The organism is Sphingobium sp. LMC3-1-1.1, from assembly GCF_040676285.1.
GTDB lineage: Bacteria > Pseudomonadota > Alphaproteobacteria > Sphingomonadales > Sphingomonadaceae > Sphingobium.
In genome coordinates, this window is sequence record NZ_JBEGHQ010000067.1 from 90,948 (window position 1) to 110,792 (window position 19,845).

The 19,845-nt window shown below is 65.6% G+C and carries 20 protein-coding genes; 12 read left to right on the forward strand and 8 right to left on the reverse strand.

Features of this window, described 5'->3' with window-relative positions; translation table 11 throughout:
- The first annotated feature begins 4 nt into the window (after positions 1-4).
- The 3 genes from MRBLMC3_RS20410 to MRBLMC3_RS20420 are packed head-to-tail and all read left to right on the forward strand — an operon-like array spanning position 5 to position 3,032.
- A complete protein-coding gene (locus MRBLMC3_RS20410; protein ID WP_363832101.1) occupies positions 5-1,168 on the forward strand; it encodes a sulfotransferase family protein in 1,164 nt (387 codons plus the stop codon).
- Positions 1,168-2,136, forward strand: coding sequence for a DUF6473 family protein (locus tag MRBLMC3_RS20415; RefSeq protein ID WP_363831870.1), 969 nt, complete (start codon positions 1,168-1,170; stop codon positions 2,134-2,136). Before MRBLMC3_RS20410 ends, MRBLMC3_RS20415 begins: the two co-directional genes overlap by 1 nt.
- A gap of 44 nt (positions 2,137-2,180) precedes the next feature.
- Positions 2,181-3,032, forward strand: a complete 852-nt coding sequence (locus tag MRBLMC3_RS20420) for an SDR family oxidoreductase (protein WP_363831873.1) — start codon at positions 2,181-2,183, stop codon at positions 3,030-3,032.
- Positions 3,033-3,299: 267 nt separating this feature from the next.
- Here the strand turns inward: MRBLMC3_RS20420 and MRBLMC3_RS20425 are convergent, their stop codons facing one another.
- The 6 genes from MRBLMC3_RS20425 to MRBLMC3_RS20450 are packed head-to-tail and all read right to left on the reverse strand — an operon-like array spanning position 3,300 to position 9,387.
- The gene (locus MRBLMC3_RS20425; RefSeq protein WP_363737847.1) at positions 3,300-4,091 is read right to left on the reverse strand and encodes an enoyl-CoA hydratase/isomerase family protein; all 792 of its coding nucleotides are present in this window, start codon (positions 4,089-4,091) and stop codon (positions 3,300-3,302) included.
- Positions 4,088-5,158: a phosphotransferase family protein gene (locus tag MRBLMC3_RS20430; protein ID WP_363831876.1), complete on the reverse strand. Its 1,071-nt coding sequence runs from the start codon at positions 5,156-5,158 to the stop codon at positions 4,088-4,090. The genes MRBLMC3_RS20425 and MRBLMC3_RS20430 overlap by 4 nt, the downstream gene beginning before the upstream one ends.
- Positions 5,155-6,597 (reverse strand): DUF1254 domain-containing protein, encoded by a 1,443-nt coding sequence (locus tag MRBLMC3_RS20435; RefSeq protein WP_363831879.1) that lies wholly within the window; start codon positions 6,595-6,597, stop codon positions 5,155-5,157. The genes MRBLMC3_RS20430 and MRBLMC3_RS20435 overlap by 4 nt, the downstream gene beginning before the upstream one ends.
- Complete coding sequence (locus MRBLMC3_RS20440) at positions 6,594-7,754, reverse strand: acyl-CoA dehydrogenase family protein (RefSeq protein ID WP_363831882.1); 1,161 nt, start codon at positions 7,752-7,754, stop codon at positions 6,594-6,596. The genes MRBLMC3_RS20435 and MRBLMC3_RS20440 overlap by 4 nt, the downstream gene beginning before the upstream one ends.
- Positions 7,751-8,503 (reverse strand): SDR family NAD(P)-dependent oxidoreductase, encoded by a 753-nt coding sequence (locus tag MRBLMC3_RS20445; protein WP_363737855.1) that lies wholly within the window; start codon positions 8,501-8,503, stop codon positions 7,751-7,753. Before MRBLMC3_RS20445 ends, MRBLMC3_RS20440 begins: the two co-directional genes overlap by 4 nt.
- Positions 8,500-9,387, reverse strand: coding sequence for an SDR family NAD(P)-dependent oxidoreductase (locus tag MRBLMC3_RS20450; RefSeq protein ID WP_363831885.1), 888 nt, complete (start codon positions 9,385-9,387; stop codon positions 8,500-8,502). The genes MRBLMC3_RS20445 and MRBLMC3_RS20450 overlap by 4 nt, the downstream gene beginning before the upstream one ends.
- Before the next feature lie 170 nt (positions 9,388-9,557).
- Between MRBLMC3_RS20450 and MRBLMC3_RS20455 the strand changes: the two genes are divergently transcribed.
- On the forward strand, positions 9,558-10,247 hold the full coding sequence (locus tag MRBLMC3_RS20455) for a carboxymuconolactone decarboxylase family protein (RefSeq protein WP_363831888.1): 690 nt from the start codon (positions 9,558-9,560) through the stop codon (positions 10,245-10,247).
- Between the two features lie 13 nt (positions 10,248-10,260).
- Here MRBLMC3_RS20455 and MRBLMC3_RS20460 read toward each other — a convergent pair whose 3' ends face one another.
- Positions 10,261-11,013: an SDR family NAD(P)-dependent oxidoreductase gene (locus MRBLMC3_RS20460; protein WP_363831890.1), complete on the reverse strand. Its 753-nt coding sequence runs from the start codon at positions 11,011-11,013 to the stop codon at positions 10,261-10,263.
- A 116-nt stretch (positions 11,014-11,129) separates the two neighbouring features.
- Between MRBLMC3_RS20460 and MRBLMC3_RS20465 the strand changes: the two genes are divergently transcribed.
- The 8 genes from MRBLMC3_RS20465 to MRBLMC3_RS20500 all read left to right on the forward strand — a co-directional run bounded on the left by MRBLMC3_RS20465 (position 11,130) and on the right by MRBLMC3_RS20500 (position 18,423).
- Entirely contained in the window at positions 11,130-11,747 is a 618-nt protein-coding gene (locus MRBLMC3_RS20465) for a TetR/AcrR family transcriptional regulator (protein WP_133653197.1), read from the forward strand.
- 2 nt (positions 11,748-11,749) lie between these two features.
- Positions 11,750-12,547 carry a helix-turn-helix transcriptional regulator gene (locus MRBLMC3_RS20470; RefSeq protein WP_363737863.1) on the forward strand — a complete coding sequence of 266 codons (798 nt, stop codon included), beginning with the start codon at positions 11,750-11,752 and terminating at the stop codon, positions 12,545-12,547.
- Between the two features lie 168 nt (positions 12,548-12,715).
- The gene (locus MRBLMC3_RS20475) at positions 12,716-13,138 is read left to right on the forward strand and encodes a Zn-ribbon domain-containing OB-fold protein (protein ID WP_363831893.1); all 423 of its coding nucleotides are present in this window, start codon (positions 12,716-12,718) and stop codon (positions 13,136-13,138) included.
- The gene (locus tag MRBLMC3_RS20480; RefSeq protein ID WP_363831895.1) at positions 13,135-14,283 is read left to right on the forward strand and encodes a thiolase family protein; all 1,149 of its coding nucleotides are present in this window, start codon (positions 13,135-13,137) and stop codon (positions 14,281-14,283) included. The genes MRBLMC3_RS20475 and MRBLMC3_RS20480 overlap by 4 nt, the downstream gene beginning before the upstream one ends.
- A gap of 4 nt (positions 14,284-14,287) precedes the next feature.
- Positions 14,288-15,466: an acyl-CoA dehydrogenase family protein gene (locus MRBLMC3_RS20485; protein ID WP_363831898.1), complete on the forward strand. Its 1,179-nt coding sequence runs from the start codon at positions 14,288-14,290 to the stop codon at positions 15,464-15,466.
- A 21-nt stretch (positions 15,467-15,487) separates the two neighbouring features.
- Positions 15,488-16,663 (forward strand): acetyl-CoA C-acetyltransferase, encoded by a 1,176-nt coding sequence (locus tag MRBLMC3_RS20490; protein ID WP_363831901.1) that lies wholly within the window; start codon positions 15,488-15,490, stop codon positions 16,661-16,663.
- A 3-nt stretch (positions 16,664-16,666) separates the two neighbouring features.
- A complete protein-coding gene (locus MRBLMC3_RS20495) occupies positions 16,667-17,665 on the forward strand; it encodes an acyl-CoA dehydrogenase family protein (protein WP_363831904.1) in 999 nt (332 codons plus the stop codon).
- A gap of 11 nt (positions 17,666-17,676) precedes the next feature.
- A complete protein-coding gene (locus tag MRBLMC3_RS20500; RefSeq protein WP_363831907.1) occupies positions 17,677-18,423 on the forward strand; it encodes an SDR family oxidoreductase in 747 nt (248 codons plus the stop codon).
- A gap of 77 nt (positions 18,424-18,500) precedes the next feature.
- Here MRBLMC3_RS20500 and MRBLMC3_RS20505 read toward each other — a convergent pair whose 3' ends face one another.
- Entirely contained in the window at positions 18,501-19,796 is a 1,296-nt protein-coding gene (locus MRBLMC3_RS20505) for a spinster family MFS transporter (protein ID WP_363831910.1), read from the reverse strand.
- Between the last annotated feature and the right edge of the window lie 49 nt (positions 19,797-19,845).

Here is a 19,845-nt window from a genome sequence, read left to right on the forward strand (position 1 = left end):
CACCATGGTCCCGGCGATTGCCGAGGTCGAACGCCTGGTCGCCCGGGCGGCGGCAGCGGGCATCCCGCCCGCCGGCAAAAGCTGGCGTGAAGGATTGGAGGTGTTCCTCGCCGATCTGGCGCGTTCGCGCACGATGCGACCGGGCGCGCGCGAGCGGACGGAAGCCTTCCTGGTGGAGACGCTCAGAGCCCGGTTCGCGCTGGAAGCGTGGCACGCCGCGCATCCGGCGGCGGCCGCGACGCCAGTGACGCGCCCGTTGATCGTGCTGGGCATGCCACGCGCGGGCACGACCTTCCTGGTCAATCTGCTCAGCCTCGACCCGCAGCGGCGGATGCACTGGAACTGGGAGGGCAATCGCGAACTGCCCCCGGCCGAGGCCGCCCACCTGCACGATGATCCGCGCATCGCGGTGCGGGTGCGCGAGGTCGATGCGCGGATCGAAAGCGGTTTCCTGCCGCTCAACCATCATGTCGAGCGCGGCGACGAGCCCACCGAGTGTTTCTGGCAGATGCAGCAGGACTTCAAGTCGTTCTCGCTGCTGATCCATACCCAGGTGCCCGACTATTTCGAATGGTGGCTGCATCATGCCGACATGGCCGCCGCCTATGCTTGGCACTGCCGCTATCTCCAGGTGCTGCAGAGCGCCGCACCGGGGGCCTGGACGCTCAAATTCCCCTCGCATGCGCTCGCCGTGGAAGAGATCATCGCCACATATCCCGATTCGCGGATCGTCTACACCCATCGAGACCCGATCAAGCCGCTCGGCTCGACCTGCAGCCTCAATGCCCATCCGCTGTCGATGACCAACAGCGATGTCGACCTGGCGATGGTCGGTTATCAGGTCTCCGGGATCCTCGCCGCCAGCGCGCAGCGGATGATCGCCGCGCGCGACCGCCATCCGGACCATGCCTTTCACGACATTCACTACCGCGATTTCATCCGCGACCCGATGGCGACGATCCGCGCGCTCTATGCGTTCGAGGGGCTGGAGCTGAGCGACGTGGTGGCGCAGGCGATGGAAGCGGCGATCACCACCCATGAGGCAGCGCGTGGCCACGCCGGCGCCCATCTCTATGACCTTGCCGATTATGCGCTGACCGAAGCGACGGTCGATCGCCAGTTCGGCGACTATATCGCCCGCTTCGACATTGCTCTGGAAAGACGCTGATGCACCAGTGGTTCCCCGACTATCCGACGCGCGATGCGGACATCGTCGACTATCGTCCGTTCACCCTGGACGGTTGCCCGGTCCCGTTTCGCGGGCCCGCAATCGATCCGCAGGCCGCGCCCGAGGGGTCGTTCTTCACGTGCCTCGGCGCGGCGCAGACCTATGGCTGCTTCGTCGACCGTCCCTATCCCGACCTGCTCTCCGATCGTCTTGGCCTCAGCGCCCTCAACCTCGCGGTGGGCGGCGCCGGGCCGGGATTCTATCTCCAATATCCCGCGCTGATCGCCGCGATGAACCGGGGCCGCTTCGTCGTCGTGCAGGCGATGGCGGCGCGCCACGAGGCGAACAGCCGCTTTGCCGCCGACGGCTATGTCGAATATCTGCGTGACCGGGTGAGCGGTGACAGCATCGATACCGTTTCCGCGTGGAGCCGGGTGCTGGAGGAAACGCCCGATGACGCGCCCCGCCTCGTGGCGGAAAGCCGGGCGAGCTGGCTGGAATCGATGCGGCGGCTGCGCGCTGCGATCACCGTGCCGGTGGTGTTCCTGTGGTTCTCGCAGCAAAAGCCGGCGGCGCTTGCCTGGCCTGAACTGCGCGCGGAAGTGGGCCGGCGGCCGACTGTCGAGCTGGTCCACCGGATGTTCGGTGCGTTTCCGCAACTGGTCGACGCGGCGATGGCCAAAGAGGCGGCGGCGATGTGCACCGCCGCGGTCAACTGCGTAAGCGAGCGGGGGGCCGGCGCGCCACTCATCAACCGCTGGACTGGCAAGCCGATCGATCCCGCCAATTATGAAAATCGCGGGGTCGAATATGTCGCGCTGGCCACCGGCCGCAACGATTACTACCCCTCGCCCGAAATGCACGAAGATGCAGCAACCGCGCTGCTCGGAGCCGTGGGGGGGGGGTGTGACCGCCTTGGACACCGCGAAGGGCCCGAAATGGCGGCCACCGCCCGTTCGCGAAATTGAACAACCATCAAGCGCAACACCCCCAATATCATAGGAGCGGAAACATGAATGATAATGTCGTCGTCATTACCGGCGTTCGCGGACTCGGCCTTGCATGTGCCCGCCGTCTCGGCGTTGGCAAACAGCTTGTGCTCGCGGACAACAATCCTGAGGTTCTGGCCGACACGGTTCGGCAATTCGAGGACGATGGCTACAAGGTGCTGTCCGCGGTGGTCAACGTGGCCGACCCCGATTCCGTGAACGAGCTAGCCGCACTGGTAGCCAGGACCGGGCGGCTCGCAACCTTGATGCATACGGCGGGCGTCTCTCCCGGCATGGCGGACTGGGAGACGATCTTCAACGTGAACCTCGTCGGCACGATCCACATATTGAATGCGTTCAAGCCGCTGGCCGTGGACGGCACGGTGGCGTTCGTCACCGCCAGCAACGCCGCCTATTACTCGCCGGTCCCGCTGGACGTGGAGGAAAAACTCGCGCTGGCCCCGATCGAGGACCTGAAGGCGGTGGTGCAGAGCGTGGCGGGCCACGACACAGGCATTGGCTCATACTGGCTTGCCAAGCGCTCCAACCAGCTTCGCGTGCAGGCGCAGGCCGCCGACTGGGGCGCCCGCGGCGCGCGGTTGCTCTCGATCAGCCCCGGCATCATTTCAACCGCGATGATCCGCCATGAACGCAAGCACGGAGCGCCGATCGACCAGACCATCGCCAGCCAGCCGATTGCGCGGTTGGGGAATGCCGAGGATATTGCCGCCGCCGTCTGTTGGCTTGCCGGTCCCGAGGCATCCTACATCACGGGCACGGACCTGCTCGTCGATGGCGGCATGCAGGCTTCGCTGCGCTGGTCGAAACTGTCGACCGAATATCTGGAAAGCTTCAAGAAAGATACGAACTCGTAAGGCCCGGACCGCGTCGGGATCTTGCCGCGCGGATCATGGCTGTCTGCGGTGCTGCGGTGTTTGTCGCCCGGTATCGCGGGCTGCCGCGGCCCGATCCTTGTTATCCGCTGATCAGGCGTCGGCCAGGATCAGGTCCGACGCCTTTTCGCCGATCATGATGGCGGCGGCGTTGGTGTTGCTCTGGAGCGTCGTATCGATGGTCACACGCTGACCGCAGTCAGGCCGGAATCTCGCAGGCGGCCGATACGGACTGCGCGCTTTTTCCCATCAACTCACAGCCACGAAACGCGGCGGTCGCTTCGCCAGGAAAGCGGCGACTCCTTCCCGCCCTTCGGACGCCCCGGCAGACGCCGCAATCCAGGCGGCTTCGCGATCCAGCTGGGTGGGAAGGTCGGCGATGACGGACCCCATCAGCAAGGCGCGACATCTGGCGAGTGCGCGGATCGGCCCCTTTGCCAGCGCCGATGCTACGGTCGATGCCTCGGCACGGAGCGCATCGTCGGCGACCACGCGTGTCACAAGGCCCATGCCTGCCGCTTCCTCCGCCCCGACCCGTCGATTGGTGAACAGCATCTCCTGCGCTCGCCGCATCCCGATCAGGCGCGGCAACCACCATGATGCGCCGCCATCCGGTGTCAGCCCGACAGCGCTATAGGCCGAAGTGAAATGCGCGGAGGCGGCCGAGAGCGCAATATCCCCCAATATCGCAAGGCTGAGCCCAGCGCCGGCGGCGGGGCCGTTGATAGCCGTGACGAGAGGTTTTTCCATCGTGGCGAGTCGATGGATGCCGGCGTGGAAGCTGCGTGCGAGGGCGCCGACCGCCGCTTCGGCATCCTCCCCGGCGGCGGAGAAGGCATCGATGTCGCCACCCACGCAAAAGAATTTGCCGCTTCCGGTGAGCACGACGCAGCGTATGTCCTGGTCCGCCGCGCATCGCTCCGCCAGTTCATGAAGGCGCAATGCGAATTCGGGATCGACCGAATTGCGCTTTTCGGGGCGCGCCAGCGTCAGCCAGGCGATGCCATCCTCGACAGTGAGCGTGATGGCCGGGCTGCTCATCGGGCGCCCGCCCTTTCCGCCTGCTGCCATGCGAGACGCATGAGTTCCGGGAGCACCGCAACGCGCTCGCGCGCCTGCGCGGACGAAGCGTTGCCGCGGATGACCCGGCCCTTGATGCCATGGAAGATGGCCGCGAGCCGAAAGAAGTTGAAGGCAATATAGAAGTCGTAACCCGGCATGTCCGCCAACCCCCTGCGCCGGCAATAGGTGGCGAGATAGGCCTCTTCATCGGCTATGCCGAGCGCAGCGGGGTCGCTCCCGCCGAGGCCGGCGACGATGTGCGGCGGCATCCGATACATCATCGCGTGATAGGCGAAGTCGGCACCCGGATGGCCCAGCGTCGAGAGCTCCCAGTCCAGCACGGCCAGCACGCGCGGCTGCGTCGGGTGGAAGATCAGATTGTCGATGCGGAAATCGCCATGGACGATGCTCGTTTCCTCCCCCGGCGGGATGTGTGCGGGGAGCCATTCCACCAGCCGGTCCATGCAGGGATCGCGCCCCGCCTGTGCGTCCTCAAGATATTGGCGCGACCAGCGCGCAATCTGTCGTTCGAAATAATTTCCTGGCCGGCCATAGTCTGCAAGGCCGGCAGCCGCGTAGTCGATGCTGTGGAGATCGGCGATCGTCGCGTTCATGGCGTCGAAGAGCGCTGCCCTTTCCGCGGGGGACATATCGGGAAGCGCGGCATCCCAGAAGATGCGGCCCTCCACCATGTCCATGACGTAGAAGATCGTGCCGATGATGGCGGGATCGGTGCACAGGCCATGGACGGCGGCGACCGGGAAGCCCGCTCGCGACAGGCCAGCGAGCACCTTCGCCTCGCGGTCGAGCGCATGGGCACCCTTGAGCAAGGGGCCGGGTGGTTGCTTGCGCAGGACATAGGCCTTGCCCGGCGTGATCAGCTTGTAGGTCGGATTGGATTGCCCGCCCCTGAACTGCTCGATCCGGAGCGGCCCGCCATAATCGGCGACATTGGCGCGCATCCAGGCGTCCAGCGCGCCCAAATCCAGCTCATAGCCGGGACGGACGGTCGCCGTACCGCTATTGTCTTCGACCAGGGCGTTCATCGGGCGTCGCCATCCCTTGAAATGGGCGGGGGCAGCCATTGGCCGTTCAGCATGTCGGGCTTCGGTCCATAGGCGCGGATCACGACGAAAAATGGTCCCGCCGGTGCGGGAAGCCAGTTTCCATCAGATGATGCGGCGCGCTGGATGCGGATTTCGATCGACCCATCCTTCTGTACCTTCAGGCCCTTTGTCCGATCGCTCACCAGATAGCGGTGGAGCGGATTGGGGTGGAGAGCGAAGGTCTTCGCGTCGTAGAGGGTGACGGACCAGAAGCTGTTGACGGGCGGAGGCGTTTGCAGCCGGAGCATGTAGCGGGACGACGCGCCGTCCAGCGCAGCACCCTTGCCGTCCGCGAACGTCGTGTAGGACGCATTTTCCTCCCGCACATTCGCGCCGAGGCCTGCCATGTTGATGACGGAACGGCGCAGATAATTGAACCCGTAGACGCCCTTGTTGACCTTCATCCAGCCAGTGCCGGTGGGTTCGCCCAATTGCGACTTGGCGCGTGTGAGCATAGCCATCGCGTCCGAGTAACCGCTTTCGATCGCGGCTCGCGTGGCAGGGGTAAGCCTGTCGGGATCGAACGGGCGGTCGCCCATTATGCCGAGCGGTCGGAAGCGCGACACGAGCGCTTCCTCGCCCGGCTGCCAGCCATTGGCCCGAAGCACATAGTCGAGCGCGCGGAGATAGCCGATAGCGCCAGCGGCGGGTGGTGGTGGTGACGATACGTCGCCATGAGAGCTCACCGTCCCTTCCTCTTCCGGAGCGATGATCCGGACCGCATCCTGAAAAGCACGAGCAGTCCGGACCTCGGCGTCGGACTGGGCGAAGGCGCGCATGAGGATCCAGAGCTGGGTCGTGGCGGCCGGATAGACCGTGACCCCGGCGGGCGGGTTTCCGCGCCAGCCGCGCGGCACCAGCAGGAACCGGCCGCCTTTGACGCCGATGGTACGATTGCTGAGATTGCTGGGATTGCCGAAAATGTCGAAAATATTGAGCGTGAAATATTTGAGCTGCGTGGCCGGGATGTCGATTTCGACCGGGCCCTTGCTCAGGTCTACCCAGGCCGTGGAGTAAAGCGTGTCCGTATTGGGCACCTTGAAGGTTGCATAGTCCGGCCCCGCAAGGTTCCTCTCATGCGCAAAGCGGTTGAATCCGGTGTAATTGCTCGAACTTCGATCGAACGCCTGCCGATAGAGTTGCTCATAGTGCAGATAGGCAGCCATGCCATAGATGGTCGCGTCGAACGCGACGCTCCGAATCAGGGCGGCGCGATCCTTCTCGTCCCTGGGCAGCAGGTCCTCGCCATAACCGGCTTGCGAAGTAGCGGCCTCGGGCGCTGCGAAGTTCGCTGGCTGGGCATGTCCAGCGGTCGACAGGAGGAGCGGCAAGAGGGCCAGCATCGGCCGCATGGCCGGCATCCATCGTCCAGCGCTCATCCCTGCGCCGCCTTCCAGTCGCGCTTGATCTTCTTGGCCAGGCTCCATTTATGAACCTCGGTCGGACCGTCGTAGATGCGGAAGGCGCGGATTTCCCGGAAGGCCTGCTCGACGATGGTGTCGCCGGACACGCCGGTGCCGCCCATCACCTGGACGCAGCGGTCGGCGACACGGAACAGCGCATCCGACACCGCGACCTTCGCCATGGAGCTTTCCGCCGTGCCGAGCGAACCTGTGTCGAGAACATCTGCGCACCAGTCGATCATGCGTTCGGCCTGTTTCAGGTCGATGAGGTTGTCCGCCAGCATGAAGCCGACGCCCTCATGATCGACCAGCGGCTTGCCGAAGGCGTGGCGACGACAGGCATAATCGGTTGCGATTTCCTGTGCGCGCATTGCCAGGCCGAGCCAGCGCATGCAGTGGGACAGGCGGGCAGGGCTGAGGCGTATCTGCGCATAGGCGAAACCTTCTCCGCTCGCGCCCAGCATCTGGTCCGCCGGAACGCGCAGATCGACGATGTCGACCTCCGCGTGCCCGCCGGGCATGGAACTGTCGATCGTGTCGATCACGCGCACCGTCCGGATCGCGGGATCGGGCAGGTCGACGAGGAACATGCAGGCGCCGTCGTCCGACCCGGCCATGACGATGCCCACGCGCGCGCCTTCCGCCCCGGTGATGAACTTCTTGCGGCCGTTGATGATCCAATGGTCGCCGTCGCGACGGCAGGTCGTCTGCATCATCGACGGATCGGATCCCGCGCCCCCGGTTTCGGCAGGCTCGGTCATGAAGAAGGCGGAGCGCGCCTCGCCCCTCACCAGCGGATCGAGAAATCGGGCCTTCTGCCCGGCGTTGCCGACCTTCCCGAGCAGATACATGTTGCCCTCATCGGGAGCGGCGGTGTTGCAGGCGAGGGGGCCGAGCGGCGACAGCCCCGTCCTCATGAGGACGATGGCCGTCTCCCGCTGCGTCAGATGCGATCCGTCGTGCAGGACATGCGGGGTCAGCACGCCTGCCTCGCGTGCCTTTGCGCGCAGTTCCCAGGCGAGCGCATCTTCCGGCCCATGGAAGCCGAGACGACTGTCCCTTTCGTAGGGAATGACCACGTTCCGGACGAAGGCTTCCACCTTCGACGCGATGGCAGTTGCCCGATCGGTCATTGCGCGGTGCTCCCCCCATCGATCACGAGTTCGGCCCCGGTCATGTAACGGGATTCATCGCTTGCCAGGAAAAGGATGCCATCCGCGATCTCCTCCGCCTGTCCGATGCGTCCGAGCGGGACATCCGCCAGCAGGGTCCGGGCGATTTCCGCATCGGCATAGGCAGGTGCGGTCAGCGGTGTCGCGATGTGACCGGGGTGGACGGAGTTCGCGCGCACGCCATTGCCGGCCGCGGCGCATTCAAGTGCGGTCGCCTTGGTGAACAAACGGACGCCGCCCTTGGCCGCGCTGTAGGATCCGGTGCCGGCGCCAGCCACGATGCCCCGGATGGAGGACATGTTGATGATCGCGCCACGGCCGGAGGCGGCGAGGAATGGCATCATATATTTTGTCCCCAGAAAGACACTGTCGAGATTGACGGCGATGATCGACCGCCACTGCGCCAGCGTCGTGTCCGCGATCGACGTGAACTTGCCGAACCCGGCATTGTTCACGAGGATGTCAAGCGTGCCGGACCGTGCTGCAACCCGATCTGCCAGCGCGGCCCATGCCTGCTCTTCGGTGACGTCCATGATGACGAACTCATGCCCGGCGCCCGGCAGCGATTCGCGTGCATTCGACAGCGCGTCGCCGTTGCGGTCCGCCAGTATGAGCGTCGCGCCCTCCGCCGCGAAGCGCCGGGCGGTGGCGAGCCCGATGCCCGAAGCAGCGCCGGTGATGAGCGCGATCCGCGCCTGAAGCCTGCTCACGCTCTTTGCCCTTCTGCGTCAGCCTTGCCCTTGCTGAGCGAAATCAGGCTGTCGAACACGGGATTTTCCCGGGCAAGGATGGCCTGCGTCCGCCGCGCGATCACCTGATCGTACCGCGCCGAGGTAAAGACATAAAACTGATCCTGGCGGATGCCCTCGAACGCCTGGGCGGCAACCTCCTCAGGCGACGGGGCATTCTGGAACAGATTGTCCGAAATCGACTGCAACTCCGTGGCTTCCGCCGGTTGGCCGTCGCCCGATCGCAAATGTGCGGGCCGGGATCGTTCAGCCTCGTAAATGCGGGTCGCGACCAGGCCGGGGCACAGCATCGTGACGCCGATCGGGGCGTTCCGCTCACGCAGACCGGCATAGAGCGCTTCAGTGATGCGGACGACGGCATGCTTTGACGCGCCATATACGGCGGAGCCTTCGCCGCTCACGAAGCCGGCCACGGACGCGGTATTGAGAATATGTCCCGGCCGTCCCTCCGCCAGCATCCTGGGCACGAAGCTGCGGATGCCGTTGACCACGCCATCCATGTTGACGCCGAAGGCCCAGCGCCAGTCCTCCAGCGCATATTCCCAGACGTGCCGGTGGCGGCCGCCGGGGACGACGCCGGCATTGTTGCACAGCAGGGATACGTCGCCAAAGCGCGACCATGCAAGGTCGGCCAGAGCCTGCACCGCATCCGGATCGGCCACATCGGTTCTGTGCAGCGCGATCGCCGGACTTTCGATGGTGCCGGCCACCGCCTCCAGGTCGGCAAGATTGATGTCGGCGAGGACCAGGTTCATGCCCTCGCCTGCGGCGAGATGCGCGAGCGCCGCGCCGATGCCGCTGCCGGCCCCCGTGATGACGGCCGTCCTGCCCTTGAAGTCCTTCATCCAGGCATGCTCCTCTCGCATCGGCCGATCCGGGATCGACCCTTGTACAAGGGTGCGATTTAGTCGACCGTCCGGTCGGACGTCAACTCCTTATCAGAAGTTGACCGCGATCGCGAAGCGGCATAGCCATATTCAACCGACCGGACGGTCCATGCATTAACGGAGAGACGATGACTGACCTTCTGCCCCCGCTCGCCAGTCTTGGCCGCTTGCGTCGCGACGCACCGAAGACCATCGCGGGATTCCGCCGCTGGCGCATGATCATCGATTCGGACGGGGCGGTCCCGGCGCGGATCAAGAGGTTGTTCGTCGCCTGCGCCGCCACGATAAAGGGCTATCGGGAACTTGCGACGCGGGAACTGGCCGAGGCCCGGTCGGCCGGTCTCACCGAAGCGGAGGCCGGCGCGGCGGTCGCAATCCTCGCAAGCGTGCGTGGGGAGGGGGCGTCGCTGCGCTTCCATGATCTTTTCCGGGAGATCTATCCGGAAGCTGCCGATCCCGACTGGCCTGACGACGACGTGGTCGTGGAAGATGGTGCCGCGGAGGCGAATTTCCTGCAATATTTCGGCGCCATGCCGCCTTCCCTGGGCAAGCTGTTCGAGGTCAAGCCCCTAGGCGCCGACGCCTATTATCTCATGCGCGAGGGGACCTTGTCGGGGACGGCGCTGGGGCCTGTATATGCGGAGCTGCTGCTCGTGACCGTCCTTGTCGCCGACTACAGCGCCTGGGCGTCGGTTCACGTCAAGGGCGCGCGAGCCGCCGGAGCCAGCGAGGAAGCCGTGGCCGAAGCGGTAATCTGCGCAGTGCCGACCGCGGGCCTGTCCGCCTGGGTCGTCGGCGCGACCGCCATGGACGCATAAGGGCCGCCTGTCGTCAAAGGCCGCTGACGAGATGCCCGCCATCCACCGCAATGACCGCGCCGGTCATGTAGCGCGACTGGTCGGAGCACAGCAGCAGGAGCGGCCCGTCCAGGTCATGCACCTGGCCGAGTCGCTTCTGCGGGATGCGCGAGATGAGGCGCTGACCTGCGTCGGATGCGAAAAAGTCGCGGTTGAGGTCGGTTTCGATATAGCCGGGTGCGAGCGCGTTGACCCGGATGTCGAGCGGCGCCCATTCCAGGGCGAGCGCCTTCGTCAACTGGATGAGGCCGGCCTTGCTGGCGGCATAGGCCGCCAGTCCCTTGGACACGCGCTCTCCCAGGATCGAGGCGACGTTGACGATCGTCCCGCCGCCATGCCGCATCATCCGCGCCGCCTGCTGGGCGACGAGGAAGGCACCGGTCAGATTGGGCTGGATCACCTGCGCCCATTCGGAGGCATCGAGGTCGAGCGCCGCACGGGTCTGGGCCACGCCTGCATTGTTGACGAGGATCGAGAGAGATCCCGCAAACTCGCGCTCGATCTGCCGGAAGGCTGTCGCGACCGCTTCCGGATCGGTCACGTCCATGGCGACGGGGATGCATGTGCCGCCCTGCCCACCAATCTCATCGGCCAGCGCGGAGAGCGCGTCGAGTCGGCGCGCCGCTACCACGACTCTCGCCCCTTCGCGCGCCAGCAGGCGCGCGAAATGTCGGCCCAGACCCGAACTTGCCCCGGTGACCAGCGCTGTCTTGCCCTCAACTTGCATAGTCCGCTCCCTCGCGCTTGCATTCTTGTCATCCAGCCCTATCCCTAGGGGGAACCGACCAGACGGTCGACTTACCTTTGTGAGAGGTAGGACGCAGACAGGGAACAGGGCCGGCAATGGCGCGACAAGCAGCAAAGAAACGGCAGACGACCGAGGCGCATGACGAAAAGCGCAACGAGATATTGAGACATTGCGCGACGCTGTTCGACCGGGTGGGATATCACAAGGCGTCGATGCAGATGCTGGCGGATGAGGTTGGCCTTGGCAAGCCGACGCTCTACCATTATTTCCCGAGCAAGAACGCCATCCTCTTCGCGATGCACGATGCCCATATGAGCGCCCTGCTCGCCGGCCTGGACGAGGAGGGGGGATCGGACGATCCGCTCGGGCGCCTGCGCGCGGCATGCATCGACATCCTGCGCCAGATTGCGGAGCATCCGGGTTATGTCCGGGCGTTCATGGACCATTATGAAGATCTGGAAGGCAAGATGCGCGACCATATCCGCGCGCAGCGCAATGCCTATCTGCAACGGGTGCGCGGCATCATCGAGCAGGGGATCGCGAACGGCCATTTCCGGCAATGCGACCCAGGGCTCACCACGCTCGGTTTCCTCGGCATGTGCAACTGGGCCTATAAATGGTACCCCCCCCTGGCGAAGCGCAGATCGCCCGAGGACGTCGCCGATGCGATCTGCCAACCCTTTTTCGAGGGGTTGAGCCTGAAGGGGCGCTGACCATGCCCGCTACCGACCATTCCTGCTCCATGCCCTCAACTGCCTTGATCGAAGCCGTCCGCTTTTCAGAGCCGGGAGGCATAGGAGCGTCGGCAGAGCGGCTGCGGGATGCGGTGATGGACCTTTGCGGGCTGCGCACGGCGGTCACGCATAATGTGGCCTCCCGCGAACCGATGCGCGATGGAAACGGTGCCGTGCTCGCCAGCGAGGTCTTTGGCTTTCGCGGCGAGGAGGCGCGGTGGTGGGAGGTGCCTCAGCTCGCCCTTTCCTCACCGATCGTTCACGCCTGCCGGGTGGAGGCGGAGCCGTTCTGGTGCAACGCGCATGGCTTTCGCACCCGCTTGCCAAACCCGCTGCTCGATGTGATCGACCTGCATGATTTCCGCATCCGGGCGATGACGGCGGCCGCGATCGTGGTTCCCATCCACCTGCCGTTCGGCCAGATCGGCGCGGCCAGTTTCCTCTCGCCAGAGCCAGAGGCCAACGACCTTTCCGATGCGTATTCCTGCGCCGCGGACGCGCTGGCCGTGCTGGCGCGGGCCTTCGTGCAAAGCTACGTCAAGGTGACCGCGCGGGCGCGTCCCGGCTTGGGCAGTATATCGCTGACCAAGCGCGAGGTGGAGTGTCTGCGTTGGGCGGCTGCTGGAAAGACGAATGAGGAAATCGGCATCATCCTCGGTCTGCAACGCACCACGGTGCGCTTCCACATACGATCGGCTTCGGTGAAGCTGGACGCCGTCAACCGCGACCAGACGATGTTCAAGGCGGCGCAGCTCGGCTTTCTTGGAATGATAAACTAGAGCGGATTTCGATCTGATTGAATCAGATCGCCGCTCTGGTTTCCTTGTTTTCCGCGATTTCTTAACCAGCGATCGGTTGCGATCGCTTGGAAATCGCTCTAGCTCCTGTCGCATTGGTCAGAAGCCGACCGAATGGTCGGGCGCTATGTCTCTCCAAGGAGATATGCCGTGCCCGACACCCTGCCCGTTCCGATCGCCGATGACCTTGTCTGCTCCGACAGCGGCGGCATCGCGCTGCTCGCCTCCCGTGAGCGCGCGACCAGCCGGATCTGCTTCCCGGCGCGACCGGAAAGCGATGCGCGCTACGACCGCGTCGTGCTGCCGCGGACAGGCCGACTATGGTCGTGGACCGTTCAGCGCTTCCGCCCCAAGTCGCCGCCTTATGCTGGCCCGGACGCGTTCGAACCCTATGCGGTCGGCTATGTCGAGCTGGATGGGGCGCTGATCGTCGAAGGGCGTCTGGTCGATGCGGCGTTCGATGATCTGGACATCGGCATGGCGATGCGGATCGTGCCGCTGCCCTTCCTGCTGGCGGATGGCTCGCTGCGCACCAGCTTTGGCTTCGCGCCGGACAGGGGCGCTGGCATATGAGCGAAGACGTCTTCATCGTCGGTGCGGGAATTCATCCTTTCGGCCGCACGCCTGCCCTTTCGGGCCTTCAGCAGGGCGTCTTCGCCGTCCGCCAGGCGCTCGAACGCGCGGGGCTTGAATGGCGCGATGTTCAGTTCGCGTTCGGCGGATCGGATGCCGCCGGGAATGCGGATACCATGGTGTCGGAATTGGGGCTTACCGGCATTCCCTTCATCAACGTCGCCAATGGGTGCGCGACCGGCGGCTCGGCCATGTTCGGCGCCTGCAGCACGATCAAGTCCGGCGAGTTCGACCTGGGCCTGGCCGTCGGTTTCGACAAGCATCCACGCGGCTCCTTCTCGCCCCTGCCGGCGGACTGGGGGCTGCCGGCCTGGTATGGCGAGACCGGGCTGATGCTGACCACCCAGTTCTTCGCCATGAAGATCCAGCGCTACATGAGCCTGCACGGCATCACGCCGCACACGCTGGGCGCGGTCGCGGAGAAGGCGTTCGCCAACGGCGTTCTCGCCGATCACGCCTGGCGGCGCGAAGCGGTCGATATCGATACAATCCTCCAATCCCAGATGGTCAGCGATCCGCTCACCAAATTCATGTTCTGCTCGCCGGGGGAGGGGGCGGTGGCGCTGTTGCTGGCGAGCGGCCGGAAAGCGCGCGAACTCGGCCTGCCGGCGGTGCGGCTGCGGGCTGCAGCGGTCCGCACCCGCCCGACCGGTTCATTCGAGGTCTTCTCGCCAGCGCTTGATCTCGATCGTGGCGGCTCGCCAACCGGCCTCGCTTCCCAGGCAGCCTATGAAATGGCGGGCGTCGGTCCCGAGGACATCGACATAGCGCAACTCCAGGACACGGAGGTCGGGGCGGAGATCATGCACATGGCCGAAAACGGCTTCTGCGCGGATGGCGAGCAGACGGCGTGGATTGCCGAGGGACGCACGCGGATCGACGGCACCTTGCCGGTCAACACCGATGGCGGATGCCTTGCCTGCGGCGAGCCGATCGGGGCTTCGGGGCTACGCCAGGTCTATGAGAATTATGTCCAGTTGATCGGGCAGGCGGGTGCGCGACAGGTGCCGGGCAAGCTGCGCCTCGGCTACAGCCATGTCTATGGCGCGCCGGGCGTCTCTGCTGTCGCGATCGTGGAGCGCTGACGCCATGGACCTCGCGCTTAGCAGGGAGCAGCGCGCATTCCGTGAGGAGGTGCGCGATTTCCTGGCCTTGTCGCTCTCCCCCGCGCTGCGGCGCGGGGCCGCGCTGACATCCGGTGTCTTCGCCGAACCTGACATCGCGCGCCAATGGCAGGCGATCCTGGAGGCGAAGGGATGGCTCGTCTACCACTGGCCGCCCCATGCGGGCGGGCCAGGATGGACGCCTGTCCAGCGCTGGATTTTCGAAAAGGAATGTGCGGAGGCAGGCGCTCCGATCCTGCCCGGCATGGGGCTGAAGCTGGTGGGGCCGGTGCTGTACACATTCGGCACCCAGGCGCAGAAGGACCATTACCTCCCGCGCCTGCGCACGGCCGAGCATATATGGGCGCAAGGCTTTTCGGAACCCGGCTCCGGCTCCGACCTTGCGAGCCTGCGCACCCGCGCCGTCCGCCATGGCGACCATTATATCGTGTCCGGCCACAAGATCTGGACGACGCAGGCCCAGTACGCCAACCGGCTGTTCGCGCTGGTCCGCACCGATGCCGAGGTGAAGCCGCAACAGGGCATCAGCTTTCTGCTGATCGACATGACCCTGCCGGGCGTGACGGTCAAGCCGATCCTCAGCGCATCGGGCGATCACGAGTTGAACGAGGTCTTCCTCGACGAGGTGCGGGTGCCGGTGTCGGAGCGCGTCGGCGAGGAAGGGCAGGGCTGGTCGATCGCCAAGTTTCTGCTGGAGAATGAACGGGGCGGGTCCAGCTTCGCGCCGGCGCTGCTGGCCGATCTTGCCCGTTTGCGGATGTCGGCGGGGCCGCTGACCGGCGAACTGGCGGACCGCGCCGTCCGGCTTCAACTGGAGGCCGAAGCGCTCGAGATGACCGAGCTACGGACGCTCATCGAGATCGAGCAGGGCGCCGCGCCGGACCCGCGCAGCCTGATCACCAAGCTGCTGGCATCCGAAATCCGGCAGGGTGTGGAGGCGCTGGCGGTCGATGCCTTTGGCCTCGCCGGCCTGCAACTGCCCGTCGAGCGCCCCTTTTATGGCGACGACATGCCCGCTCCGATTGGTTCGGCGCAGGCGCAGGTCGCAGCGGCCCGCTATCTCAACGCTCGCGCCTGGTCGATCTTCGGCGGCACCAGCGAGATACAACTGACACTCATCGCGAAGGCCGCGCTCGGCCTTTAGACAAAGAAAGAAGGATGCATCATGCCTGAAGCCTATATCGTGTCCGCACGCCGCACCGCCGGCGGCCGCCGCAACGGTCGCCTCGCCGGCTGGCATCCCGCCGACCTTGGCGCCCTCGTGCTGGACGCGCTCGTCGCCGACGCGGGTGTCGATCCCGCCGCGATCGACGATGTGATCATCGGCTGCGTCAGCCAGGTGGGCGAGCAGACCTTCGCCTTTGGTCGCAACATCGTGCTCGCGTCCAGCCTGCCCGACAGCGTGCCGGCGGTGACGATCGACCGGCAGTGCGGCTCATCCCAGCAGGCGGTGCATTTCGCGGCGCAGGCGGTCATGTCGGGGCTTCAGGACCTCGTGATCGCGGGGGGCGTCGAAAGCATGACGCGTGTGCCGATGGGGTCTCCCATCACGCTGGCCCAGGCGGGCGGCATCGGGGCCAACCCATTTTCCGGGGCGATCCAGAAGCGCTACGGAGTCGAGATGTTCAGCCAGTTCCACGGCGCGCAGATGATCGCCGACAAATATGGCTTCACCCGCGACGACCATGACCGGTTCGCGCTCGCCAGCCACCACAAGGCAGCAGCGGCGATGAATTCAGGCGCGTTCGATGCCGAGATCGTGCCGGTGCCCATCGTCACGGCGGAAGGAGAGCAGGGGATTCATGACCGCGACGAGGGGGTTCGGGCCGATGCGTCGATGGAATCGATCGGTTCGGTCAAGCTGCTGAGCGAGGGCGGCACGCTTTCTGCGGCCACCGCCAGCCAGATCTGCGACGGCGCGAGCGGCGTGCTCATTGCGTCCGAAGCGGCGGTCAGGGCGCATGGCCTGAAGCCCATCGCCCGTATCGTCAACCTGGCGGTAACGGCGGGCGACCCGGTCATCATGCTGGAAGAGCCGATTCCCGCGACCCGCCGGGTTCTCGATCGGGCCGGCATGGCCATGAAGGACATCGATCTGTTCGAGGTGAACGAAGCCTTCGCGTCGATCCCCATGGCATGGATGAAGGCGCTCGACGCCGATCCGGCAAGGCTGAACGTCAATGGCGGGGCCATTGCGCTCGGCCATCCGCTCGGCGCGACAGGCACGAAGCTGATGACGACGCTCATCCATGCGCTGAAGGCGCGGGGCCAGCGCTATGGTCTTCAGACCATGTGCGAGGGCGGTGGCATCGCCAACGCCTCGATCATCGAGGTGCTCTGAGCCATGAACCTCGCGCTCAGCGATGAGCAGGTGATGGTGCGCGACATGGTCCGCCGCTTCCTGGCGGACCGATATGACGCGACGACCATGGCGAAAGGGCCGATGTCTCCCTCCGACTGGCGCGCATTGGGGGAACTCGGCCTTTTTGCCCTGCTGGCGCCGGAGCAGGCAGGCGGGCTGGGCGGCGGCGCGGTGGAGGTGATGATCATCTCCGAAGAGATGGGGCGCGCCCTTGCGATCACCCCGCTGGCCGAGGGCATCCTGCTGTGCGGACGAGCGATCCTTGCCGATCCCGCCGCCGCGCGCTGGGGCGCCAGGCTGATGCAGGGGGATGTCCTGCTTGCATTTGCGCAGGGCGGCGCGCTTGTCGACGGAGGGCTCTGCGGATCGGCCGCCATTGTCCGGGACGGCATGGATGCCGACGCCTTCGTCGTGGAGACGAATGTAGGCGCGCTTTTGCTGGTAGACGCTCAGGATAGCGGCGTCCGCAGGATGCCGGTCCGTCTGGTCGACGGCAGCATGGCAGCCAATGTGCGTTTCGATGCCGCGCAGGCCGTGCCCCTCGCGGTTCCGGCGAGCATATGGGCGGAGGCTCAGGGCCTGGCCGGCCTGTCGATCGTCGCCGAACTGGTTGGCGCGATGGCGACCCTGCTGGACCTGACGGTCGATTATGTCAGACAGCGGCACCAGTTCGGCAAGCCGATTGCGAGCTTCCAGGTCGTGCAGCATCGCTGCGCGCGGATGTACACCTGGCTGGAGCAATCCCGCTCCCTGCTTTTGAAGGCGGCCCTGGCCGAGGAGGAAGCGCGGGTCCGGGCCGTGACGGCGGCAAGGGCCTATATTGGCGACGCTGCCCTGAAACTCGCGGAAGACGCCGTGCAATTGCATGGCGGCATGGGTGTGACCGATGAACTCGCGGTGGGGCGTGGGCTGCGCCGCCTGTTGTTGCTGTCACGCCTCCATGGCGGCCCAATTGCCGCCCGTGCCGCGCTGGCAGCGTGAGGGGATCGGCGATGACCAGGAAGGGCAGGGTCGAAGACAAGGTCGTCCTCGTGACCGGCGCCGCGCACGGACTGGGCAAGGCCGATGCCGAAGCATTGACGCGCGAGGGCGCGCGGGTAGTCGTCGCCGACATTGACGAGGCGGAAGCGCAGCGGGTCGCAGAGACGCTTCCGGCCGCAATGGCCTTGGGCCTGGACGTGACCTGCGAAGCGCAATGGCAGGCCGTCCTGGCGAAGATCATGCGCACCCATGGCCGCCTCGACGCGCTGGTCAACAATGCGGGCATCGCCGCCTTTGAAACGGTCGAGCAGTCGTCGCTGGAGGCGTTCCGCCGCGTGATGTCGGTTTCCGCCGAAGGGACGTTCCTGGGATGCAAGACCTGCCTGCCGGCACTGGCGGCCAGCGGCGCAGGATCGATCGTCAACATCGCGTCCGTGGCTGCGATCCGCGGCAATCCGGCGGTATTCGCCTATAGCGCGGCCAAGGGTGCCGTGCTCTCCATGACGCGCAGCCTGATCGTTCATTGCCAGCAGCAGGGCCACCCCGTTCGCGCCAATGTCGTCCTGCCCGGTTCGCATGATACGCATATGGTCCGTGAGGCCTATCATTTTGCCGCGCCCGAATTGCGCGACGCCGCCCGCAAATATGAAGGACAGCCGGAACATGTTGCCGATCTGGTCCTGTTCCTGGTGTCGGACGAATCGATCCGCTTGAACGGGGCGGAGATCGTGATCGACAATGGCCGGACAGTGGCCTGATGCCGGGCTGTTCCGCAGCCTGCTGAGCCAGGCGGGCCGGTAAAGCGCATCATCAGCCAGCGGTGCGAACGGGGTCATCAATGTTTCTTGAGATCGGACGCATAGAAGCGTGATGCCCATCCGATACTGCCCGCGCCGGCGAGCGAGAACAGCACCACGGCCGAAAGCGCGAAACGCAGCGATGTGTCGTGCATCCCGGCGCCTGCCAGCCGATCGCTGAGGAACCCGGTCACGGCCGGGCCCAGGCCCAGACCGAACAGGTTGAAGACGAGCAGGGTCACGGCAGAGGTCAAGGCCCGGATGCGGGGCGGGACGATCGACTGCGGGACGCCTATGATCGGGCCGTAATAGAAGAACATCAGCATGGTCGCGACGAAGCCGAACGCCAGCGATGCCGTCAGCGAGGGGGTCAGGAACTGGATCAGTGCCGCCGGCACCATCAGCAGCATCGCAACGGCGCTCACCCAGACGCGACCCGCCGGGTTGCGAGATCCCGCCGCGTCCGACAGGCGGCCACCCAGATAGATCCCGATGCCGCCGCCCAGCCCGTTCATCAGCGCCAGCCAGGAGGCGACGTCCGCAAGCGGCATGTGATGGACGCGCATGTAGAAGGGCGCGGACCAGCTCATCATCGCATATTGGGCGAAGGCATGAAGCGTCGTGCCGATCAGCATGTAGCGATAGGTCCGCAACCGCCACAGGAAGCGCATGGCCTCGCCGAGGGGCGGCGCTTGTTCTGTTCGGGTCGAACCGCTCGATCCCGCACGCGCAGGTTCCCGCACGAGCAGCAGGACGAGTGGCGCCAGCGCCAGCCCTGCGACGCCTATCACCCCAAAGGCAAGGCGCCACCCCAGCGCGGAAGCGATCCAGCCGCCCGATGCATAGCCCAGCATGATCCCCGCCGGGAGCGCCAGCCCCCATGAAGCGAGCGCCGTGACCCGCTTTTCGGGCGGGTAATAGTCGGCGATGATGGAATGGGAAGCCGGCACGGAACCCGCTTCTCCCAACGCGACGCCGATGCGGAACGCGACCAGGGAGCCAAAGCCGGTCGCCAGTCCCGAGAGAGCCGTCATGCCGCTCCAGGTGGCGAGCGACGCGGCGATGATGTTGCGGCGATTGAAGCGGTCCGCCAGACGCGCGATCGGAAGCGACAGCGTCGCGTAGAACAGTGCGAAGGCAAGGCCGGTGAGCAGTCCGAGCTGCCCGTCGCTCAACCCCAGTTCACGCTTGATCGGCTCCTGGAGCACCGACAGGACGGTGCGATCGATATAGTTGAACATCGACACCAGGCCCAGCATGACCAGCATCATGCGGCGCAACCCGGCCGCGGAGGTCGTCGGCGGGGCGGTAAGTCCGATGGGCTGGCTGGTCATGCGATTACCTCTTGAAAGGCGCCTGGATTGAAGGGAGGCCCGCCTTGGG